Origin of the sequence: Floridaenema evergladense BLCC-F167 (assembly GCF_041929205.2) — a bacterium.
Lineage (GTDB): Bacteria > Cyanobacteriota > Cyanobacteriia > Cyanobacteriales > Aerosakkonemataceae > Floridanema > Floridanema evergladense.
Genome location: NZ_CM171625.1, coordinates 3,977,434 through 3,994,115 on the forward strand (window position 1 = coordinate 3,977,434; position 16,682 = coordinate 3,994,115).

Sequence of the window (16,682 nt, forward strand, 5' to 3'; positions counted from 1 at the left end):
AGTCTGGGGATTTTGGCAATTGTGGAAAAGGGAAGGCTGGTTGAATTTAGATTACATGGAGAACGGCGTTTAGCCGTTGCGGAACGTCCAGATGGCAAAACTAACTGGATTGTAGTTGACGATCGCGGACAATCTTACAATATTCATCCCCGGCAAGTCACTTATGAAGTTAACGGTGCAATATACCAGCCAAAAGAAATTCCGCAGTTTCGCCAAGAGGTAGAAACCTATCTCGACCCTTCGAGTTTAGAAGTGGCTTGGGAAATTTTGGCAGAAACCGGAGAAAGTGTAAATGTTCCAGGGATGGCAATGTTGCTGTTTTCGGAGCAAAATCAAGCTCAGTGTTATGCAGCATATTACCTCCTGTCGGAAGATAAGATTTATTTTAAGCAAAAGAACGATCGCTACGAACCACGATCGGCAACTTTGGTGGGAGAAATCAAACACCAAATCGAAGTAGCCGAACAACGAAAACGCGAATCAGAAGAGTTTTTGACGCTGTTACAGCAGATAATCGCTGGTAAACTATTAGAATCTTACAGTAATGTCCGTGAGGCATTTTCGGAACCTAGATATCGCAATCGGATTGATGCGTTAGAAAGGTACGTCATACTAGGAGAGGAAGCTACTGGGCGAGCTTTAGCCCAGGAAACTTTGGCTGCTCTAGAATTACCAACAAACCCGCAAGCGGCTTTTGATTTGTTGGTGAAATTGGGATTGTGGAGTTACCATGAAAACCTGTTTCTCCGGCGCAGCCAGATTCCAGTTCACTTTTCAAATAAGGTGCTAGAAGTGGCTCAGCTGCGTATTGATACTCCACCACCAGACCCGGATAGCGATCGCTTGGATCTCACCCATCTTAAGGTTTATACAGTTGATGACGAGAGTACCAAGGAAATTGATGATGGTTTAAGTTGGGAAAAACTTCCCGACGGTAGAGAACGTTTGTGGATTCATATTGCTGACCCCAGTCGTTGGGTAATGCCGGGAGATGAGTTAGACCTGGAAGCAAGACGGCGTAGCACTACGTTATATTTGCCCACAGGAATGATTCCCATGTTTCCTACCGAGTTGGCAACCGGGCCAATGAGTTTGGTACAGGGGAAAATTTGTACTGCTCTCAGTTTTGGGGTAATTTTGGATGAAAGGGGTGCAGTGCAAGAGTACAGTATTCATCCGACGATTATTAAGCCTACTTATCGCCTGACTTACGAAGATGTAGATGAGATGCTGGATCTGGCAGTTCCAGCAGAACCAGAGTTAGCTGCGATCGCCTCATCAGCCCAAATCAGGCAAGCTTGGCGACAGTCTCAAGGGGCTATTACGATTAATTTGCCGGAAGGACTGATTAAGGTAGAAGGTGACGAAATCCATATTCAAGTTTTGGATGACTCTCAATCTCGGACTATGGTTGCGGAAATGATGATTTTGACTGGGGAAGTAGCCGCCCGTTATGGTCAAGAACATGGGTTAGCTTTGCCTTTCCGCAGTCAACCACAACCAGAACTGCCTTCCGAAGAAGAGTTATTGGTGCTTCCTGCTGGGCCTGCCCGTGCTTGTGCAATGCGGAGTCGGATGCCTCGGAGCGAGGTTAGCATTACTCCGGCACGTCACGCTAGTTTGGGCTTGAATACTTACAGTCAGGTGACTTCTCCCATTCGCCGTTACAGCGATTTGTTAGCTCATTTCCAAATTAAAGCGCATTTGCGGGGCGATCCTTTGCCTTTTTCCGCAGATGAATTAAGGGAAGTGATGATGAGTGTGTCAATGGTGACGCAGGAAGCTAGTTTGGTGGAACGTCAAACTCATCGCTATTGGGCGTTGGAATATTTGCGGCGTAACCCCGGACAAGTTTGGCAAGCTTTGTTGCTGCGTTGGTTGAGGGAAGATGACGGGTTAGGGTTAATTTTGTTGGAAGATTTGGGTTTAGAGTTGCCGATGGGCTTTAGACGATCGGTTCTGTTGGGCGATCGTTTAGATGTTCGCGTCAGCTACGTCGATCCGCGCCAAGATGTAATTAAGTTTGAAGAAACCAGCGAACAAACAGCACAAGCAACAGCTAGTTAACAAAATTTATGAGGAAAACTTTGGTGATACAAAGTTGGTTAGCAAACGCAGAAACAGCTTTTAGGGCAACCTTCTGCGTTTTGCTTTTATACCAATAAACCTTCATTTATGACATTTTCACTATTCAGCCAAACATCTTCATTTTCTTCGATAAAGCTAGTGAGAAAAAATTCTACTTGAATTAATCCAAATTCTATTAAGTCGCCGTCTTGCAGCAAGCAACTATCTAAGCTCATTAATCGTTTATCATTGACTTTTGTGCCATTTCTGCTGCCCACATCTCTAATAAAGAAGTTGTTTCCGGCTTCATGGCTCAAAATAGCGTGACAACGAGAGATTGAGAGATCGGGAATAGCGATCGCACAATCCGATTTACTACGTCCAATTAGCCATTGTTCTGCACAATCGACAATTTGAACAGTTTCGGCATGGGAAAGGTTAGTTACCAAAAAGGTGGATTTTCCCGTACTGACAGCCTGAATATAGAAAGGCGCTACTTCACAACGTTTAGGAGCATTTAAAATTGGCTCCATAACTGTTGTTAATTCTTCAATATCATGCCGACAGTTGGCTACTAAAGAACGTAAAAAAGAAGTGCTTTTTTCTAAAAACTGGAAAGCTTTGTCTTTGTCTTGGTTGGGGTAAGTTAGGTTTGAAAGCATACCGAATTCTCAAGAAATGTGCGAAAAACAATAACTACTACAGATGCACCTTTGCACAACAGGTAATGCTATTTTTAATCAATGGTGCAACAGTCTAGATAAAGGTTTACTACATTAATTTATTTTTAACAATCACTCAAAGGTAGTAATTTACCAAAACTTTATATACTTTTAGGCGATCGCTGAAAATTATAAAGATTTTGCGAAGAATTAGCTAGATAATTACACTGTATATCTGTGGTAAGTATTCAACAGATAAACTCCCTATCTGGGTAATTATAATGAAAAATTGCCATTGATAGGCAATTTTTATTTAAAAAGTATTACTATTGTGCTTAGTTTATACGTATTTTCTCCTAATTTATCATAAAACCTAATTTCAGACAGCTATCGAACTGGCATACTAAACGTCGTGTTCTTCTGAAAGGCGGCGAATATCATTTGGTATGAAGTCATGATTGGGTTTCTAGCTGTGGTAGCCATCTCATGTCATCCTCAAATTCTCGCTTGGTAAGAATAGAAGTCACCACCAGTTCCTCTCATCCAGAACTGTTGGCAGGTTTAGATGCTTGGTTACGCTTGGGTTTGCTGACTGATGCCCAAGTCAAACAAATATCTCGACAATACCTGACTTGCAGTTTACCAGAAGTAACTGCAACAGCAACCGTTCCTTCAGAAAAAAGCCACAATCAATCAGATTTTGTTGTTCCTGTAGCAGGGGAAACTGCAACTCCCAGAAGAAAAGTCACTACTCAGGAACCATCAAACCGAATTAACCTGATTTTACAGTCACTCATGGCGGAACTTAGCGTCAGGTGGCTGTTATTTCTAGGTGTTTTCATGGTGGTAGTTTCCTCCGGGTTGTTGGCAGCTACTCAATGGGAGAAGTTTCCCTCTTTTGGACAGTACGCAATTCTACTGGGTTATACTTTAATTTTTTGGTTAGTCAGTTTTTGGGCGGGTAAACAAAGTAATTTACAATTAACAGCCCAAACTTTACAGGCGGTAACTTTGTGTTTAGTTCCTGTGAATTTCTGGGCAATGGACGGTTTTCGTCTGTGGGGAAATATTTGGGAATGGCTAACAGTAGGAATTGCTTCTGTTGCTTTGACAGGAATTACGATTTTAATTTTAAAACCTCAGCGTTACTATCGAAATTATTGGGGATTAATTAATTATTTAGGCTTAAGTTATTTGCATTGGGGTTGGAGATTTTTCGGCTATCCCATAATCGCTGTTTATTTAGGAATTGTTGGTACTAGTTTAGCGACTGTTTATACTTATCGGAATTGGGGAAGAACAGAGGAATTAGGAGAAAATAATCAATTAGCGATCGCCAATATTCAAAGAGTAACTACAGCGGTAATTTATGCAGTAGGGGTTTTATTAGTGAGGGCAATTTTCTTAACTAGACCTCCTGTAGAAATTACCCAATTAGGTTTAGCGATCGGAATTTGTGGCTGGCTTTTGGCTTGGCTATCCCAACAAAGACCAAATCCTTTAACTTCTGCACCACCATTTTCTCAAGTAAACTGGGAAGTATGGGGAGGAAGTTTAATATTTTTAGGTTGGTTTGTTTCAGTATATGAATTTCCCGGACAAGCTTTAGCAGTAAGTGGCATAGGTTTATGGTTTTTTAATAATCGGTTAAAACGCTTTTGGCGCAAGTTTGATTTAGCAGCTTTTTTACTAATCGGTTTTCAGGCAATTTTCTTGTTTTGGCGGTTAGTTCCTGTCAACATTCAACAAACTTTAGTTAATACAGCCCTCCAATTAGCTAATGCAGAAAGTCACTCTTTCGCTTTGTTAGGCGTGGTGTTATTTCCTTATGTAGTTTTTATTGTCGGAGTGACTAATTGGTTAGAAAAACGACAGAAACCTGATTTAGTAAAGTTTGGGGAAGGAATAGCTTTAGTTTTAGGTTTGATATTGACTATTATTAGTTTCATCAATCCTTTGTTGCGATCGCTAAACCTCCTAGCATCCACCCTAACCTTAGCATTTGTCACGCAAAAACGCCCCCGCAGATCGTTAGTTTACCTAACTCACATTTCTGGCTTACTAACAATTACCTCAACCATTGACTATCTATTGCCAAATTTAAATGTAAATATCTGGATGGCAATTTTACAAGGTTTAATGGTAACAGAATTCATATTTAGTATCAGCAATACCCCAGTCCCCAATCCCCAATCCCCAATCCCCAGTTCCCAACAAAATTGGCGGCGCAGTTCGTGGGATTTAGGTTTAAGTTTAGCGGCGTTGACTTATGTAATTCCCCTTAATATTAATGACAATAATCCTATACCGAGTTTGCTATGGTTAATTACACCTTTGGCGCTGACTGGCGTGGCAACTTTTGGCGGAAGTTCGCGCCGAGAATTAGCTGCTTCATTAAGTATAGCTGCTAATATTTTGGCGCAAGTTTTGCTGTTTCCTTTTCCCGAAACCAGATTATTTGGTTTAGGTTTAGCTACAGTATTGATGGTTGTAAATACGGGATATTTACAACATTTAGTATCAGCAGTAATTACGATAGGTTTTGGGTTAGCTTTTGCTGGACAATTGCTTTGGGATAGAGTTTTAGGATTTCCTAGAGAGTCTATACCAGCTTGGTTGATTGCTTTGGCGATCGCAATCAACACATTATGGCTAATTCGCAGTTTTCTTACTAGAAAAAACAACAATTTAGCCAGAGTTTACACCGAAGCAACTGATAGATGGGCAAGTGTTCTTTGTAGTTTAGAACTATTACTGCTAACCTTCCATTCAGCAAGCGTTTATTCAGGATTTTTCACCCCTTCAACTGCTGTTTTAATTGCAATAATTCTGACCTTTGTCGCTATTGCTTATCGAAATTGGCAACAACCAACTAATTTAGCAATCTTTGCCTTAGCTTGGAGTATAGAACTTTTAACCGCAGAAATTATTGGTTTTACTAGTCGTTCCTTAATTAATTTAAGCATAGCTAATATTGCTTTAGGTTTAACAACTCAGCTTTTAGGTGATTGGTGGCGACGCAAAGTTGATGCAGAAAGATTCCCTGTAAGTTTGCACATTGTTCCGCTAATTTATGGAATTTTAGCTGGTGTTTTACGTTGGGATAATTTTGCTGATTGGACAGGTTTAAGTTCAATGGCAATTTCTTTAATTGCTATTGGTATCGGTAGACGCAGACAAGAATTTAAACCTTTACTTTATTTAGGTTTATTCGGTGTTTCTGCTTCAGCTTATGAATTATTACTTTATCAACTTCTCCAATCAAATAAAGGAGGATTTGGCGATGGTTTAATTGCAATGGCAGCGCTTGGTACTGGTATTATGTACGCTTATCGGGTGTTATCACCTTGGTTGTTGCGATATTTACCAATTACACAAGAAGAATTAAAAATAATTGCTCATTTACATTGGGCTTGGAGTAGCTTTTTATTAATGTTTGCTATTATCAATCCAGTTCAAAGTGGTAGATTTGTCGGATTAGGTGTAGGTTTATTTTTGATTCAATATGCAATTTTACAAGGGCGCAACAATCCTAACTTAAACTTGGCAGAAACTTGGGTTTATTTGGGACTTTTAGAAGCTGCGGCGATTAGATTTTACTGGCAAGGTACGCCAGTCGAAGTGTTATTTTCCGACCCTTTGAAACCTTTTCGAGTGGCGATCGCTTGCCTTGTGGCATACTTTTTCTATATCTTACCTTGGCAAAATTGGGGTTGGCCTAAAAGACCTTGGTTAGTAGCAGCAATTGTTTGGCCCTTAGTAATTATTTGGGAAACTCGCTTAATTGTCCACCCAGTTAGTTTACTAATTGCTGCTGGATTTTATGTTATTATTGCTTGGCTCGATCGGCAAATCCGTTTTACTTACATTAGTGCAGCATTAATTAACTGGACATTGTGGCGTTGGTTTTTAGATTTACGAATGACAAATGCTTTGTGGTATGTTATTCCTGTTGGTTTAAGTTTACTATATATTGCTCAAGTCGATCCTGATTTAAAGCAACCAGAACAAAGAGAAAACCGTCATTACTTACGCTGTTTAGGAATTGGTACAATTTGTTTAGTTTCTCTCTGGACAGAACAATGGACGGGCTTAGGTTCTGGTATCGTAAGTATAGTAGCAATTTTTGCGGGATTAGCGCTCAGAATTCGGGCTTTTCTGTATATTGGAACGATCGCTTTTTTAATCAATGCCTTTAATCAATTAGTAATTCTTAACTTCCGTTACTCATTTTTTAAATGGTTAATTGGTTTATTGGTTGGGATCGTGTTTATTTGGATAGCTGCTAACTTTGAAACTCGGCGCGAACAGCTAACAACTTTATTAAGAAACTGGATTACTGAATTACAAAACTGGGAATAATTTACATTAAAACTAACAATGACTACTAATATTCAAGTTCAACCAAAATTAGAATTCATTCCGCCAAACTTCAATCCTTTGGTTTTCCAAGTTTGCGAATTCGTGTTACCGTTATGGTTGCGATCGCGCACTACAATAGCCGAAATCAAAGCCGAAAACTTAGATATTTTAATTGATTTATACCAGAAATTTCAGTCCAACAAAATTCGCTTTTTAATGGCATTTCGTCACCCTAGCGTTGACGATCCATACTCTTTAATGTATCTCTTAACCAAATTGTTGCCAAAAGCAGCTAAACAACAAGGTGTATCGTTAAAAAAACCGACGATCGCACATTTCATTTACGATCGAGGAATTCCTCTTTGGGCAGGTTCTTCAGTCGGTTGGCTTTATTCTCAATTAGGTGGAACTCCCATCCATCGAGGAAAGTTAGATCGGGCGGGGTTACGTTCAATTCGCCAACTATTTGTTGATGGGCAATTTCCCATGATGGCATCTCCAGAAGGTGCAACAAATGGACATAATGAAATTGTTAGTCCCATTGAACCAGGAATTGCCCAAATGGGTTTTTGGTGTGTGGAAGACTTATTAGCAGCGAAACGTTTGGAAGAAGTTTTCCTCGTACCAATAGGAATTCAATATTACTACATCGATCCGCCTTGGGCATCTTTAGAAAAGTTGCTGACTCAATTAGAAATTGATAGCGGTTTATCTCAAAGTTCTACTTTGGAAATTGCCACACCAGATGGAATGAAATTTACCAGCGAAAAAGAAGCAATTTTATATAAAAGGTTGTATCGTTTGGGATTTCATATACTTAAATTAATGGAGGATTTTTACACCAAGTTTTATCATAAAACTCCCCCGGAAATTTCTCCAGATTCAGTTAGTAACCCTAGCGAACTTTTATTTCTGAGGTTAGAAGCATTATTAGACACAGCATTAAAAGTAGCAGAAGAGAGTTTTAATATTCCTACTAAAGGCAATGTAATCGATCGCTGTCGCAAGTTAGAACAAACAGGATGGGATTGGATTTATCGGGAAGATATCAAAAATTTAGAAGCTTTATCGCCCCTAGAAAAAGGTTTAGCCGATCGCATTGCCGAAGAAGCATCTCTGCGAATGTGGCACATGAGATTAGTAGAAAGTTTTGTCGCTGTCACAGGTAAATATGTTTACGAAAAACCTTCTGTAGAAAGGTTTGCCGAAACAACTTTACTATTATGGGATATGTTAACTCGCATCAAAGGAGGTAATCCTTTTAAACGTCCCAAATTAGGTAAACAAAGAGTGGAAATGGCGATCGAAAATCCCCTTTCAGTTTCCTCTCGCTGGGATACTTATAAAGCTAGTCGTCGTAAAGCTGTCAACGATCTCACTCAAGATTTGCAAACAGCATTAGAGAAATTAATTATCAAAAATCCCTAAAACTTTCTGTTAGTTTCGCTTCAAATGGTGTCTAGGCCCAACACCAGGATTAATTTTAGTAGCTAACTCTTCCTCCGTCACTTCTTCAACTTGAGTTAGTTGTTCAATTTGAGTGGATTCCTCAACTTGATTCTGTAAATTTTTGGTGGGATTAATCGCCTGAAAAATTTGTTCTTTAATTATCTCTTCAGAGTTGCGATCGCCTTTAATTCTGTATTCCACTACCAAAGAATTAGCTGCTGGATTAAACCTAACATGAGTAACCAAATCTAACGCTTCAATTAATTGCTTAAGTTTATTAGCGTATTCTGGATTATCAAGTAAGTGAGAAATGCGAATCCGAATGCGTCCGGGTATTGAGTGAACAACCTGAAAACTTAAACCTTCCTGTACCTCTTTTGTCATCACTGGCATAAGTAATTCCTGTAACTGAATTAATTGTATGCAACTAGTATTATAGAAATCTATTGTTAGAAATTCCTATTGCAAAATTGCCACCAGAATTCGCATCAAATCCTCAAAATCACCAGGAACGCGATAGAGATTGATATCTTGCACAATAAGTTTTTCCCAGCGGTGGAGTTGCCCAAACTTCCAAATATCGCCAGTAGTCACACATCCATAAAGGATAGATTGCTCCGAGTTTGTCCACTGGTCTAATGCAATGAGCTCTGCTGCCAATTGGGTAAAGCCTCGTGCCAAGTCATCGTTCTTTGCTTCCACCACTAAAAACGTATTGTTCGCCCGTACAAAATAGTCGAGATTGCCCTTGAGCCAATCATTCACCACCAGCGGATACTCAATCCGCAATTGAGAACGAGTATAGTGGCACAAATCAGTTACGATCGGTGCCACTAAAAGTTCCCGACGTGCCTGTTCGCTCGTCAGGCTGACATACTGTAAGTTTTCCCGAATGCGCCGCTGTGACTCCTCCAGGCGATCGAGTTCACCAGAATACCGAGCTAAATCTAATTCAGCACGGTCAAGGGTAAAGCCCAGTTCCGCTAGAATGTCATCAGGTTCAAAGGGCAACTCAAAATATTGCCGAAAAGTGTAACTCTGTCCTGGTTGCAAAATCGGAGTGCGTGTCATCTTCGGAATGCTCCGTTGAAAATGCTAATCCAATTGTGCCAGTTACCTGAGCAATGATTTGCTACAACTTATCTTGGTACTAAATGCCGCCGAGGGCCAATACCAGGATTAATTACTGCTGCTATTTCTTCAGGCGACAAATTTTCGATTTCAGCTTGCAGTTGTTCAACTGTAAAGTTATAACCACGTTCTGCGGCAATATTTACAAAAGTTTCTGGATCGTCCGTAGCTTTGAGTTTTGCTTGTAAAGCATGATCTTGTTGAATAGCTTTAAAAAAGCGTGCGGCACATTCTTGAGACTTAATGGCACATTCTTGCGACATAATTTACCTCGCCTTTGTTAAATTTTGGTGCAAAAAATCTTCCTGAAGTCGCTACTTTTTGGCGACTCAAATGTGAGAGTAAGTACGATCGCTTACTCTTAAATTGACAAAATTAAATGAGAGATATTTGTCAGGATATGTGAAAAGATTAAAAATTTCACTAAATCTTGACATAAGTTAAAGATTTTCGTATCAAGGGTCACTTGCCAACAAACAACTTTATGCTAACCGTAGGGTGCGAAGCGTGATAACGTAACGCACCATCCGACTGAAGTCGCCACAACAGACGAGTTTTGTTTTTGAATTCAACTGATCCCCAATAACCTTTATAGTGGAGTGAAGTTGCGGTTTATTAAAAGATTGTGAAAGCGATTACACTTCTTGGTTCTACAGGTTCGATCGGTACTCAAACACTCGATATCGTCTCCCAGCACCCGGACAAATTTCGCCTTGTCGGGTTAGCCGCTGGACGGAATGTGGAAATGTTGGCGCAGCAAGTTCGCCAATTTCGACCGGAAATAGTAGCAATTTGCGATGAAGACAAACTTCCAGAATTGAAAGCAGCGATCGCTGACCTCGACCCCCAACCGATTTTATTAGCTGGGGATGCCGGAATCATTGAAGTTGCACGTTACGGCGACGCAGAAGCAGTAGTTACAGGAATTGTCGGCTGTGCTGGCTTGTTACCCACAATTGCTGCCATTGAAGCAGGCAAAGACATCGCTTTAGCTAATAAAGAAACTTTAATTGCTGGCGGCCCTGTAGTAAATCCTTTGGTGGAAAAACATGGCGTAAAACTTTTGCCAGCAGACTCAGAACATTCGGCAATTTTCCAATGTTTGCAAGGAGTTCCTCAAGGCGGTTTAAAGAAAATTATATTAACAGCTTCCGGTGGTGCGTTTCGAGATTGGCCTGTAGAGAAATTAGCAGAAGCCAAAGTTTCCGATGCTTTAAAACATCCTAATTGGTCAATGGGTCGCAAAATCACTATTGATTCTGCTACCTTAATGAACAAAGGTTTAGAAGTAATTGAAGCGCATTATTTGTTCGGTTTGGGTTACGATGATATCGAAATTGTCATCCATCCCCAAAGTATTATTCACTCATTAATTGAGTTACAAGATACTTCGGTTTTAGCACAATTAGGTTGGCCTGATATGCGTTTACCTTTGCTTTATGCGATGTCTTGGCCTGAGAGAATTTATACTGATTGGGAAAGATTAGATTTGGTAAAAGCTGGCAGTTTAACTTTCCGCGAACCAGACCATAAAAAATATCCTTGTATGCAGTTAGCGTATGCGGTAGGTCGTGCAGGTGGTTCGATGCCTGCGGTTTTAAATGCGGCAAATGAACAGGCTGTGGCGTTATTTTTGGATGAAAAGATTGGGTTTTTAGATATTCCCAAGTGTATTGAGTGGGTTTGCGATCGTCATCGGACCGATCATCAACAAAACCCCTCATTAGATGACATTTTAGCAGCAGATCGATGGGCAAGACAAGAAGTTTTGGCAGCTAGTAAGTTAATCAGTCAAAATCAGCCAATTGTTGCACAGATAGCTTCAAATGATGATCAATGTGAGTATTTCCATCAAAAAGGAAAAGAAAAAGGAGAGCTTCAAGATTATGAAGGAGCAGTACAAGAATTTAATGAAGCACTTCGTATTAATCCAAATAATGACAAATCTTATGTAAGTAGAGGCGTAAGTCGCTACAACTTGGGGGACATTCAGGGAGCTTTAGATGATTACAACAAAGCAATTAGTATTAATCCCAATAATGACAAAGCTTACTATAATCGAGGCTTTATCCGCCGCAAACTTGAAGACAAAGATGGTGCTCTAAAAGATTATAGTGAGGCCATTAGGCTCAATCCTGAAAATGCTAAAGCTTACAATAACCGAGGTTTATTACGAGCAGTTATGCTGGATATAAAAGGAGGTATTGAGGATTTAGAAAAGTCAGTAAAACTATTTATGGAACAAGGGGATATAGCTAGTTACAAAAGAGTACTGCATGAATTGAACACGCTCAAGTACGAAAAAGTTTGAAAATTAGCGATCGCTTTTATCCAGACTAAAATGGGGAAAGAGCGATCGCTATATCTAAAATACTGTCAAAAAATTGACCCAGATTCAACATCCTTAATCGCCTGTTTCAAGCGTACTAAACGCTTTTGTCTGTTATCATTTTCCAACTGCATCGTGATGTTTTCTAATTCTAGGGTAGCTGCTTCCATTGCTAACCGACTGCGGCGCAAATTAGCTAATAATCTTTTAGCTGTTTCAGTATCAGGAATATGGGGTTGGTTAGTCATGGCAAATTCCACTCGGTTTTTACTTCTTCTCTAGTTTAGAGATAAATTGAAAAAAGCCAATGCGTAAACAAACTATTCAATATACATCACCATTAGATGCCTTAGTTGCTGTTGCCAAACGACTAAGCTTGTACGAGAATCAGCAAAAAATGAACTCAGAAGAATTCTTTAATCTATATAATCAGGGATTATTGTCAGATGATGCTTTATTTATAGAATGGGCAAATGATTACCGTCATTACCTAGCTTTGCATCAGGAACTAACGCAAAGACTCAATTATGCTGCATAATATTTTATCTGATTATCTCGATCGAGTCGAGCAAGCAATTCAACAGTGCAGCAATGTTTATGTCGAACGGTATGAAGAAGAAATTTTGATGCCAACACGGGCTAATCTGAGAATTAGATTGCGCTTCAATCAGACACACCTACTAGAAATAAATGAGGCGATTGTAGTTATAGACAACCAATTAGAATTCCTCGATTATCGCTACCACTTTCAGGATGAATATAATCGCCTGATTTTTCGCTATGACAGCACACCTCATTTCCCAAATCTACCCAATTTTCCCCATCACAAGCATTTACCAAATGACGTAATCGCTTCCAGTAAACCTGAAATCACTCAAGTTTTGCAAGAGGTAACTGAGGTTATGGGGTAAGAGTGGCGATCGCTTTTATTCAGAGTAAAATGGGGAAAGAGCGATCGCTAATTTGGAAAAACTTTAAGCAGAAGCAATCAGAGGTAAAATGCAAATTACATTAAGCCTAGAGCAAACCCAAATCCTTGAAGCTTTGGTAAAACAAGGGCAATATTCATCCCTTGAAGAAGCAATTAACACAGCCTTACTGTTATTAATTGACGATCTTACTCAATCTGATGCCAACAACAATCCAAACTATTTAGCTTGGGTTGAAGAAACTCGGAAAAAAATTGACATAGCAAGAGAACAGGCGCAACGTGGTGAAGTGCTAAATGCAGAAGATGTATTAGCCAAACTTAGATATAAAGTGAAAAAAGCCACAGATGTCACAATCCTACCCGAACAAACAGCAGAACAGGAAGCCTGGTTATGCTTGTCAAGGAATCAACTAAACAATGCCTACACTGAGGACGACGATTACCCACTCGACGCAATTAAAATAGCAAATCCCGACTATGCAGGAAGCTGATGTCGTTCTCACCCCAATTCCTCAAGCTGACGGAACAATCAAGAATCGTCCAGTCATTCTTCTGCGCGAACTACCGCCTTATGGAGATTTTTTAGTCTGTGGTGTTAGCACCCAGCTACATCAACAGGTTACAGGTTTTGACGATATTATTTCCCCTTCTGACCCAGATTTTACTGACAGTGGCTTACGAGTTCAATCCTTAATTCGATTAGGTTTTCTTGCTGTAGTGCCTCGTAATCAAATTATCGGTTCTATTGGAGCTATTTCATCAGAACGACATCAACGCTTACTGAAAACTCTGAGTGATTATCTGGTGAATTAGTTGATAGTTTTAGGTACTTTACGTTCCACTGTTGCTTGGCTATCTTAAAAGAGGATGAAGTTTTAGTTCTGCATTATGAGTGTAGATAAATTCAATCAAGGAGATAATTATGGATTTTATAACTATTGAACTGATATTTGGAGTAGCTAAAAATGTTAATAATGCTATGAATATATCCTCTAAAATTAAAGAATTTTTAAAACTTAATGAATCACTAACAGGAAAAATTAATAAATTAATAAATAGTGAACTGAATGCTGCAATAGATTTACTTAAACAAGCAGAAAACTCCTGTGAAGAACTACAAGGTTTTTATTTACAGAATTCAATTATTCATTTCAATAAAGCAAAATATCTTGAAAAAGGGGAGAGGCTAATATTTGTATATTTAGGTTTAGCGAGTAGTCAATACTTTTTAAAAGATATCAGTAATACTGTTTTAACTCTTAAACAGTTTGCTGCTTTAGATGCAAAAGAATTTGTAACATTTAATGAAATACTCAATGATCCGAAAGTTGTAAATATGTTGGGTAAAGATGTAATAGATATAGTAAAAGATCAAATCAAATCTATATTTCTTCCACATAAACCTATTCAAAAGTTTATGAAAATAGTGAACATTTTACTTGATGATCGAACACATACAAAAATAAAAATTCTTCAGAACAATCTTGAAGAGTTAAACAAGTTAAGTGAAAAACAGATTTCCTTTTCTCAACTGTTAAAAAAAATAGAATTAAAGGAAAAAATAATTCTTATATCTAGAGAGACTAAGGTTAGCATGAATAAATTTCAAGAATTAGATAATTACTATTATTCAAAAGTTTTTAACTTCTTAAAGCTACAGAGAAAAGCGATTGAAATTGCAGAAAACCTAAGCCAAAATACTGATATACTAAAATTAGATTTAGTCTAATTCTGAACATTTCAAATTTCGCATTCATACCTTCATACTAAGTATTTGAAAAATCAAAATGTCCACAACTGTAATTCTATTAATTGCTGCCTTAATCGTTACATTCTTAGTATTTACTTGGTTAATTAAAGTTGTCAAAGCAACTGTTCAAACAGCCCTTACTATTGCCCTACTTGTTTTAATATTACAACTAATTTTTGGCATCGGCCCTAGTCAACTTTGGCAAAAAATCATCGAACTTCCCCAACTAATTTGGCAGCAACCAACTAAATAAATGGAGGTACGTTGTTGCGCTTTAGCGCTAAAGCGCAACAACGTACCTTTATTTAAACTTTTCCAGTCAACTTCGCAAAAGCACTTTGTACAACGGGAGGTAATTGACGCATAATTTTACCTTTTTCTCTGTCAATTGCTACCAAAGTTACCCTAGCTGTAACATACAATTCGTCGCCATTTAAAGATTGAATTTGGTTATCCCAATTCAACCTTACACCGTCGATTTCTGTCATTTTTGCTTTGACAACTGCCGTCATTCCTAATCTTAATGGTCGATGATAACGAATCGAAAGTTCGACAACTGGTAAATCGCAACCTAATGCAACTAAATCAGCAAAATCAACGCCGATCGATCGCAAACATTCTACCCTAGCTTCTTCCAACCAAGCAACATAAGAACCATGCCAAACAACCCCGCTATAATCAGTATGATGTGGTTGCACTTTTACCGGATATTCAAACCAAGCGCCAGGTGTCATCTGAAGCAAGTTTTGGATAGCAGTAGTAGGAGGAAGTTGCGGATTTCTTTCTTCTGACACAGTAACTCTTTTCCTTGAAAAAACACTAAACAATCTAAATATAAAATACTTGATATATTAAGCAATACTGCCCAGTCCCCAATCCCCAGTCCCCAGTCCCCTTGCACCAGAGTTTTCTACTAAAAGTACAAAGCTTTAAATTATCGTGGTTTGATTACTTTCGGTGCAGCAATAGCGGGAACTTGTGTGGGATCGATCAAGAACTTATCTGCATTATAAACCCCTGACCAAGCTGCTAAAAGACGCGCCGCCAATCTTAATAATTCAGCTTCCGAATTTAGTCCCCAAAGTTTAGTTAAAGGCGAGTTATCTACGGGTTGTTTTCCTAATGCTAAACGCCATGCCACAGGCACACCTGCTATACTGTTGAATGCGCCAGATAATGCACCTACGATCGCACTTGTCACCTGTGCTTGTGGACATCTCGCCGCACGCATTACCGAAATTTGTAAGTCTTCAATTGTACTTAAAAAACAATAGAAAGCTAACGCTACAGGAGTATGAATTGGCGCAGTCACACTGCGAGGAATTAAAGTTTTTAAAGTAGTTTCTAATCCAGCACCTTGAGTTAATAAAACTTCTACTTGTCTAAGTTGCTGAACTAGGGAAGTTTCCACATCTAAATAATTAATAGTTTCCGTAATTAAGGTGTCGGGATTAAGCTTTTCTTTCAAAGATTGAGCGATCGCATATCCGATCGCTAAAGTACCATCTTTCAACACCGAATCATCTTGCCAAACATCCGCTACCTGTTGTAAATTTTGCCTTAACTTCACTTCATCTTCATGAAAAAATAGTGCCACTGGTACTGTCGAAATAATCGCCCTAATATCACCAGCAGTTCTTTTAATTCCCGGATAAGTAGGAGTAGCAACACCCAGAAAATTAGTCTCTTTTGTCAAATTTTCCTGGCGTTTTTCTGACACTTTCTGATTAGTTGATTCTGGAGATTCACACCAATCAGCTAAATCCAACCTGCCACTCCGAATCAAACCTTCTGTACCCCGCACAACCAAACGTCCTGTACTAGAAGGTTGCTGACTTTGTTGTATTGTGCCTAGTTGCCAGGAATCGCCATAAGCACCCAAAATTTCTCCAAATACGGTGCCCAAAAAAGCACCTCGAAACCTACTTAACAGAGAGTACCGCATCAATCTTATTTAACTAGCAACTCGCCAGAAGACACTGCACTTATCCTAACTCATCT

17 protein-coding genes and 1 pseudogene are annotated in these 16,682 nt (G+C 39.1%); 11 read left to right on the forward strand and 7 right to left on the reverse strand.

The window, feature by feature from the left end; translation table 11 throughout:
- Positions 1–21 precede the first annotated feature (21 nt).
- A complete protein-coding gene (locus ACE1CA_RS19370; RefSeq protein WP_413278154.1) occupies positions 22–2,067 on the forward strand; it encodes a ribonuclease catalytic domain-containing protein in 2,046 nt (681 codons plus the stop codon).
- An 86-nt stretch (positions 2,068–2,153) separates the two neighbouring features.
- Here the strand turns inward: ACE1CA_RS19370 and ACE1CA_RS19375 are convergent, their stop codons facing one another.
- Positions 2,154–2,729, reverse strand: a complete 576-nt coding sequence (locus ACE1CA_RS19375) for an FHA domain-containing protein (RefSeq protein WP_413278116.1) — start codon at positions 2,727–2,729, stop codon at positions 2,154–2,156.
- A gap of 486 nt (positions 2,730–3,215) precedes the next feature.
- On the opposite strand from ACE1CA_RS19375, the gene ACE1CA_RS19380 reads away from it, so the two are divergent.
- Complete coding sequence (locus ACE1CA_RS19380; protein ID WP_413278117.1) at positions 3,216–7,091, forward strand: hypothetical protein; 3,876 nt, start codon at positions 3,216–3,218, stop codon at positions 7,089–7,091.
- Positions 7,092–7,109: 18 nt separating this feature from the next.
- Entirely contained in the window at positions 7,110–8,519 is a 1,410-nt protein-coding gene (locus tag ACE1CA_RS19385; protein ID WP_413278118.1) for a 1-acyl-sn-glycerol-3-phosphate acyltransferase, read from the forward strand.
- A 9-nt stretch (positions 8,520–8,528) separates the two neighbouring features.
- Here ACE1CA_RS19385 and ACE1CA_RS19390 read toward each other — a convergent pair whose 3' ends face one another.
- The 3 genes from ACE1CA_RS19390 to ACE1CA_RS19400 form a co-directional block, all read right to left on the reverse strand.
- Positions 8,529–8,933, reverse strand: a complete 405-nt coding sequence (locus tag ACE1CA_RS19390; protein WP_413278119.1) for an HMA2 domain-containing protein — start codon at positions 8,931–8,933, stop codon at positions 8,529–8,531.
- Between the two features lie 66 nt (positions 8,934–8,999).
- Positions 9,000–9,611 carry a hypothetical protein gene (locus tag ACE1CA_RS19395; protein ID WP_413278120.1) on the reverse strand — a complete coding sequence of 204 codons (612 nt, stop codon included), beginning with the start codon at positions 9,609–9,611 and terminating at the stop codon, positions 9,000–9,002.
- Positions 9,612–9,679: 68 nt separating this feature from the next.
- Positions 9,680–9,934, reverse strand: coding sequence for a Nif11-like leader peptide family natural product precursor (locus ACE1CA_RS19400; RefSeq protein ID WP_413278121.1), 255 nt, complete (start codon positions 9,932–9,934; stop codon positions 9,680–9,682).
- 362 nt (positions 9,935–10,296) lie between these two features.
- Between ACE1CA_RS19400 and dxr the strand changes: the two are divergent.
- Positions 10,297–11,484, forward strand: a pseudogene (gene dxr / locus ACE1CA_RS19405) (1-deoxy-D-xylulose-5-phosphate reductoisomerase); the annotation flags it as partial.
- Between the two features lie 3 nt (positions 11,485–11,487).
- Positions 11,488–11,982 carry a tetratricopeptide repeat protein gene (locus ACE1CA_RS19410; RefSeq protein WP_459563616.1) on the forward strand — a complete coding sequence of 165 codons (495 nt, stop codon included), beginning with the start codon at positions 11,488–11,490 and terminating at the stop codon, positions 11,980–11,982.
- A 65-nt stretch (positions 11,983–12,047) separates the two neighbouring features.
- Here ACE1CA_RS19410 and ACE1CA_RS19415 read toward each other — a convergent pair whose 3' ends face one another.
- The gene (locus ACE1CA_RS19415; protein ID WP_413278122.1) at positions 12,048–12,248 is read right to left on the reverse strand and encodes a hypothetical protein; all 201 of its coding nucleotides are present in this window, start codon (positions 12,246–12,248) and stop codon (positions 12,048–12,050) included.
- A 59-nt stretch (positions 12,249–12,307) separates the two neighbouring features.
- Here ACE1CA_RS19415 and tumA point away from each other — a divergent pair, with 59 nt between their 5' ends.
- From tumA to ACE1CA_RS19445, 6 genes are all read left to right on the forward strand, one after another.
- Positions 12,308–12,538, forward strand: coding sequence for an antitoxin TumA (gene tumA, locus ACE1CA_RS19420; RefSeq protein ID WP_413278123.1), 231 nt, complete (start codon positions 12,308–12,310; stop codon positions 12,536–12,538).
- Positions 12,528–12,911 carry a toxin TumE gene (tumE, locus tag ACE1CA_RS19425; RefSeq protein WP_413278124.1) on the forward strand — a complete coding sequence of 128 codons (384 nt, stop codon included), beginning with the start codon at positions 12,528–12,530 and terminating at the stop codon, positions 12,909–12,911. Before tumA ends, tumE begins: the two co-directional genes overlap by 11 nt.
- 88 nt (positions 12,912–12,999) lie before the next feature.
- Positions 13,000–13,422: a ribbon-helix-helix domain-containing protein gene (locus ACE1CA_RS19430; RefSeq protein ID WP_413278125.1), complete on the forward strand. Its 423-nt coding sequence runs from the start codon at positions 13,000–13,002 to the stop codon at positions 13,420–13,422.
- A complete protein-coding gene (locus tag ACE1CA_RS19435) occupies positions 13,409–13,744 on the forward strand; it encodes a type II toxin-antitoxin system PemK/MazF family toxin (RefSeq protein WP_413278126.1) in 336 nt (111 codons plus the stop codon). The genes ACE1CA_RS19430 and ACE1CA_RS19435 overlap by 14 nt, the downstream gene beginning before the upstream one ends.
- 109 nt (positions 13,745–13,853) lie before the next feature.
- Positions 13,854–14,660: a hypothetical protein gene (locus tag ACE1CA_RS19440; protein ID WP_413278127.1), complete on the forward strand. Its 807-nt coding sequence runs from the start codon at positions 13,854–13,856 to the stop codon at positions 14,658–14,660.
- 58 nt (positions 14,661–14,718) lie between these two features.
- The gene (locus ACE1CA_RS19445; protein ID WP_413278128.1) at positions 14,719–14,934 is read left to right on the forward strand and encodes a hypothetical protein; all 216 of its coding nucleotides are present in this window, start codon (positions 14,719–14,721) and stop codon (positions 14,932–14,934) included.
- A gap of 52 nt (positions 14,935–14,986) precedes the next feature.
- On the opposite strand, the gene ACE1CA_RS19450 is transcribed toward ACE1CA_RS19445, so the two are convergent.
- Positions 14,987–15,475, reverse strand: coding sequence for an acyl-CoA thioesterase (locus tag ACE1CA_RS19450; RefSeq protein ID WP_459563615.1), 489 nt, complete (start codon positions 15,473–15,475; stop codon positions 14,987–14,989).
- 140 nt (positions 15,476–15,615) lie between these two features.
- Positions 15,616–16,626, reverse strand: a complete 1,011-nt coding sequence (locus ACE1CA_RS19455; protein WP_486517452.1) for an ADP-ribosylglycohydrolase family protein — start codon at positions 16,624–16,626, stop codon at positions 15,616–15,618.
- Positions 16,627–16,682 lie beyond the last annotated feature (56 nt).

What these genes read in the sequence shown, in the direction of transcription:
- ACE1CA_RS19375 (WP_413278116.1), bottom strand. Translation starts at nt 2,729, where the DNA reads ATGCTTTCAAACCTAACTTACCCCAACCAAGACAAAGACAAAGCTTTC.
- ACE1CA_RS19380 (WP_413278117.1), top strand. Translation starts at nt 3,216, where the DNA reads ATGTCATCCTCAAATTCTCGCTTGGTAAGAATAGAAGTCACCACCAGT.
- ACE1CA_RS19385 (WP_413278118.1), top strand. Translation starts at nt 7,110, where the DNA reads ATGACTACTAATATTCAAGTTCAACCAAAATTAGAATTCATTCCGCCA.
- ACE1CA_RS19390 (WP_413278119.1), bottom strand. Translation starts at nt 8,933, where the DNA reads ATGCCAGTGATGACAAAAGAGGTACAGGAAGGTTTAAGTTTTCAGGTT.
- ACE1CA_RS19395 (WP_413278120.1), bottom strand. Translation starts at nt 9,611, where the DNA reads ATGACACGCACTCCGATTTTGCAACCAGGACAGAGTTACACTTTTCGG.
- ACE1CA_RS19400 (WP_413278121.1), bottom strand. Translation starts at nt 9,934, where the DNA reads ATGTCGCAAGAATGTGCCATTAAGTCTCAAGAATGTGCCGCACGCTTT.
- ACE1CA_RS19415 (WP_413278122.1), bottom strand. Translation starts at nt 12,248, where the DNA reads ATGACTAACCAACCCCATATTCCTGATACTGAAACAGCTAAAAGATTA.
- tumA (WP_413278123.1), top strand. Translation starts at nt 12,308, where the DNA reads ATGCGTAAACAAACTATTCAATATACATCACCATTAGATGCCTTAGTT.
- tumE (WP_413278124.1), top strand. Translation starts at nt 12,528, where the DNA reads ATGCTGCATAATATTTTATCTGATTATCTCGATCGAGTCGAGCAAGCA.
- ACE1CA_RS19430 (WP_413278125.1), top strand. Translation starts at nt 13,000, where the DNA reads ATGCAAATTACATTAAGCCTAGAGCAAACCCAAATCCTTGAAGCTTTG.
- ACE1CA_RS19435 (WP_413278126.1), top strand. Translation starts at nt 13,409, where the DNA reads ATGCAGGAAGCTGATGTCGTTCTCACCCCAATTCCTCAAGCTGACGGA.
- ACE1CA_RS19440 (WP_413278127.1), top strand. Translation starts at nt 13,854, where the DNA reads ATGGATTTTATAACTATTGAACTGATATTTGGAGTAGCTAAAAATGTT.
- ACE1CA_RS19445 (WP_413278128.1), top strand. Translation starts at nt 14,719, where the DNA reads ATGTCCACAACTGTAATTCTATTAATTGCTGCCTTAATCGTTACATTC.
- ACE1CA_RS19455 (WP_486517452.1), bottom strand. Translation starts at nt 16,626, where the DNA reads ATGCGGTACTCTCTGTTAAGTAGGTTTCGAGGTGCTTTTTTGGGCACC.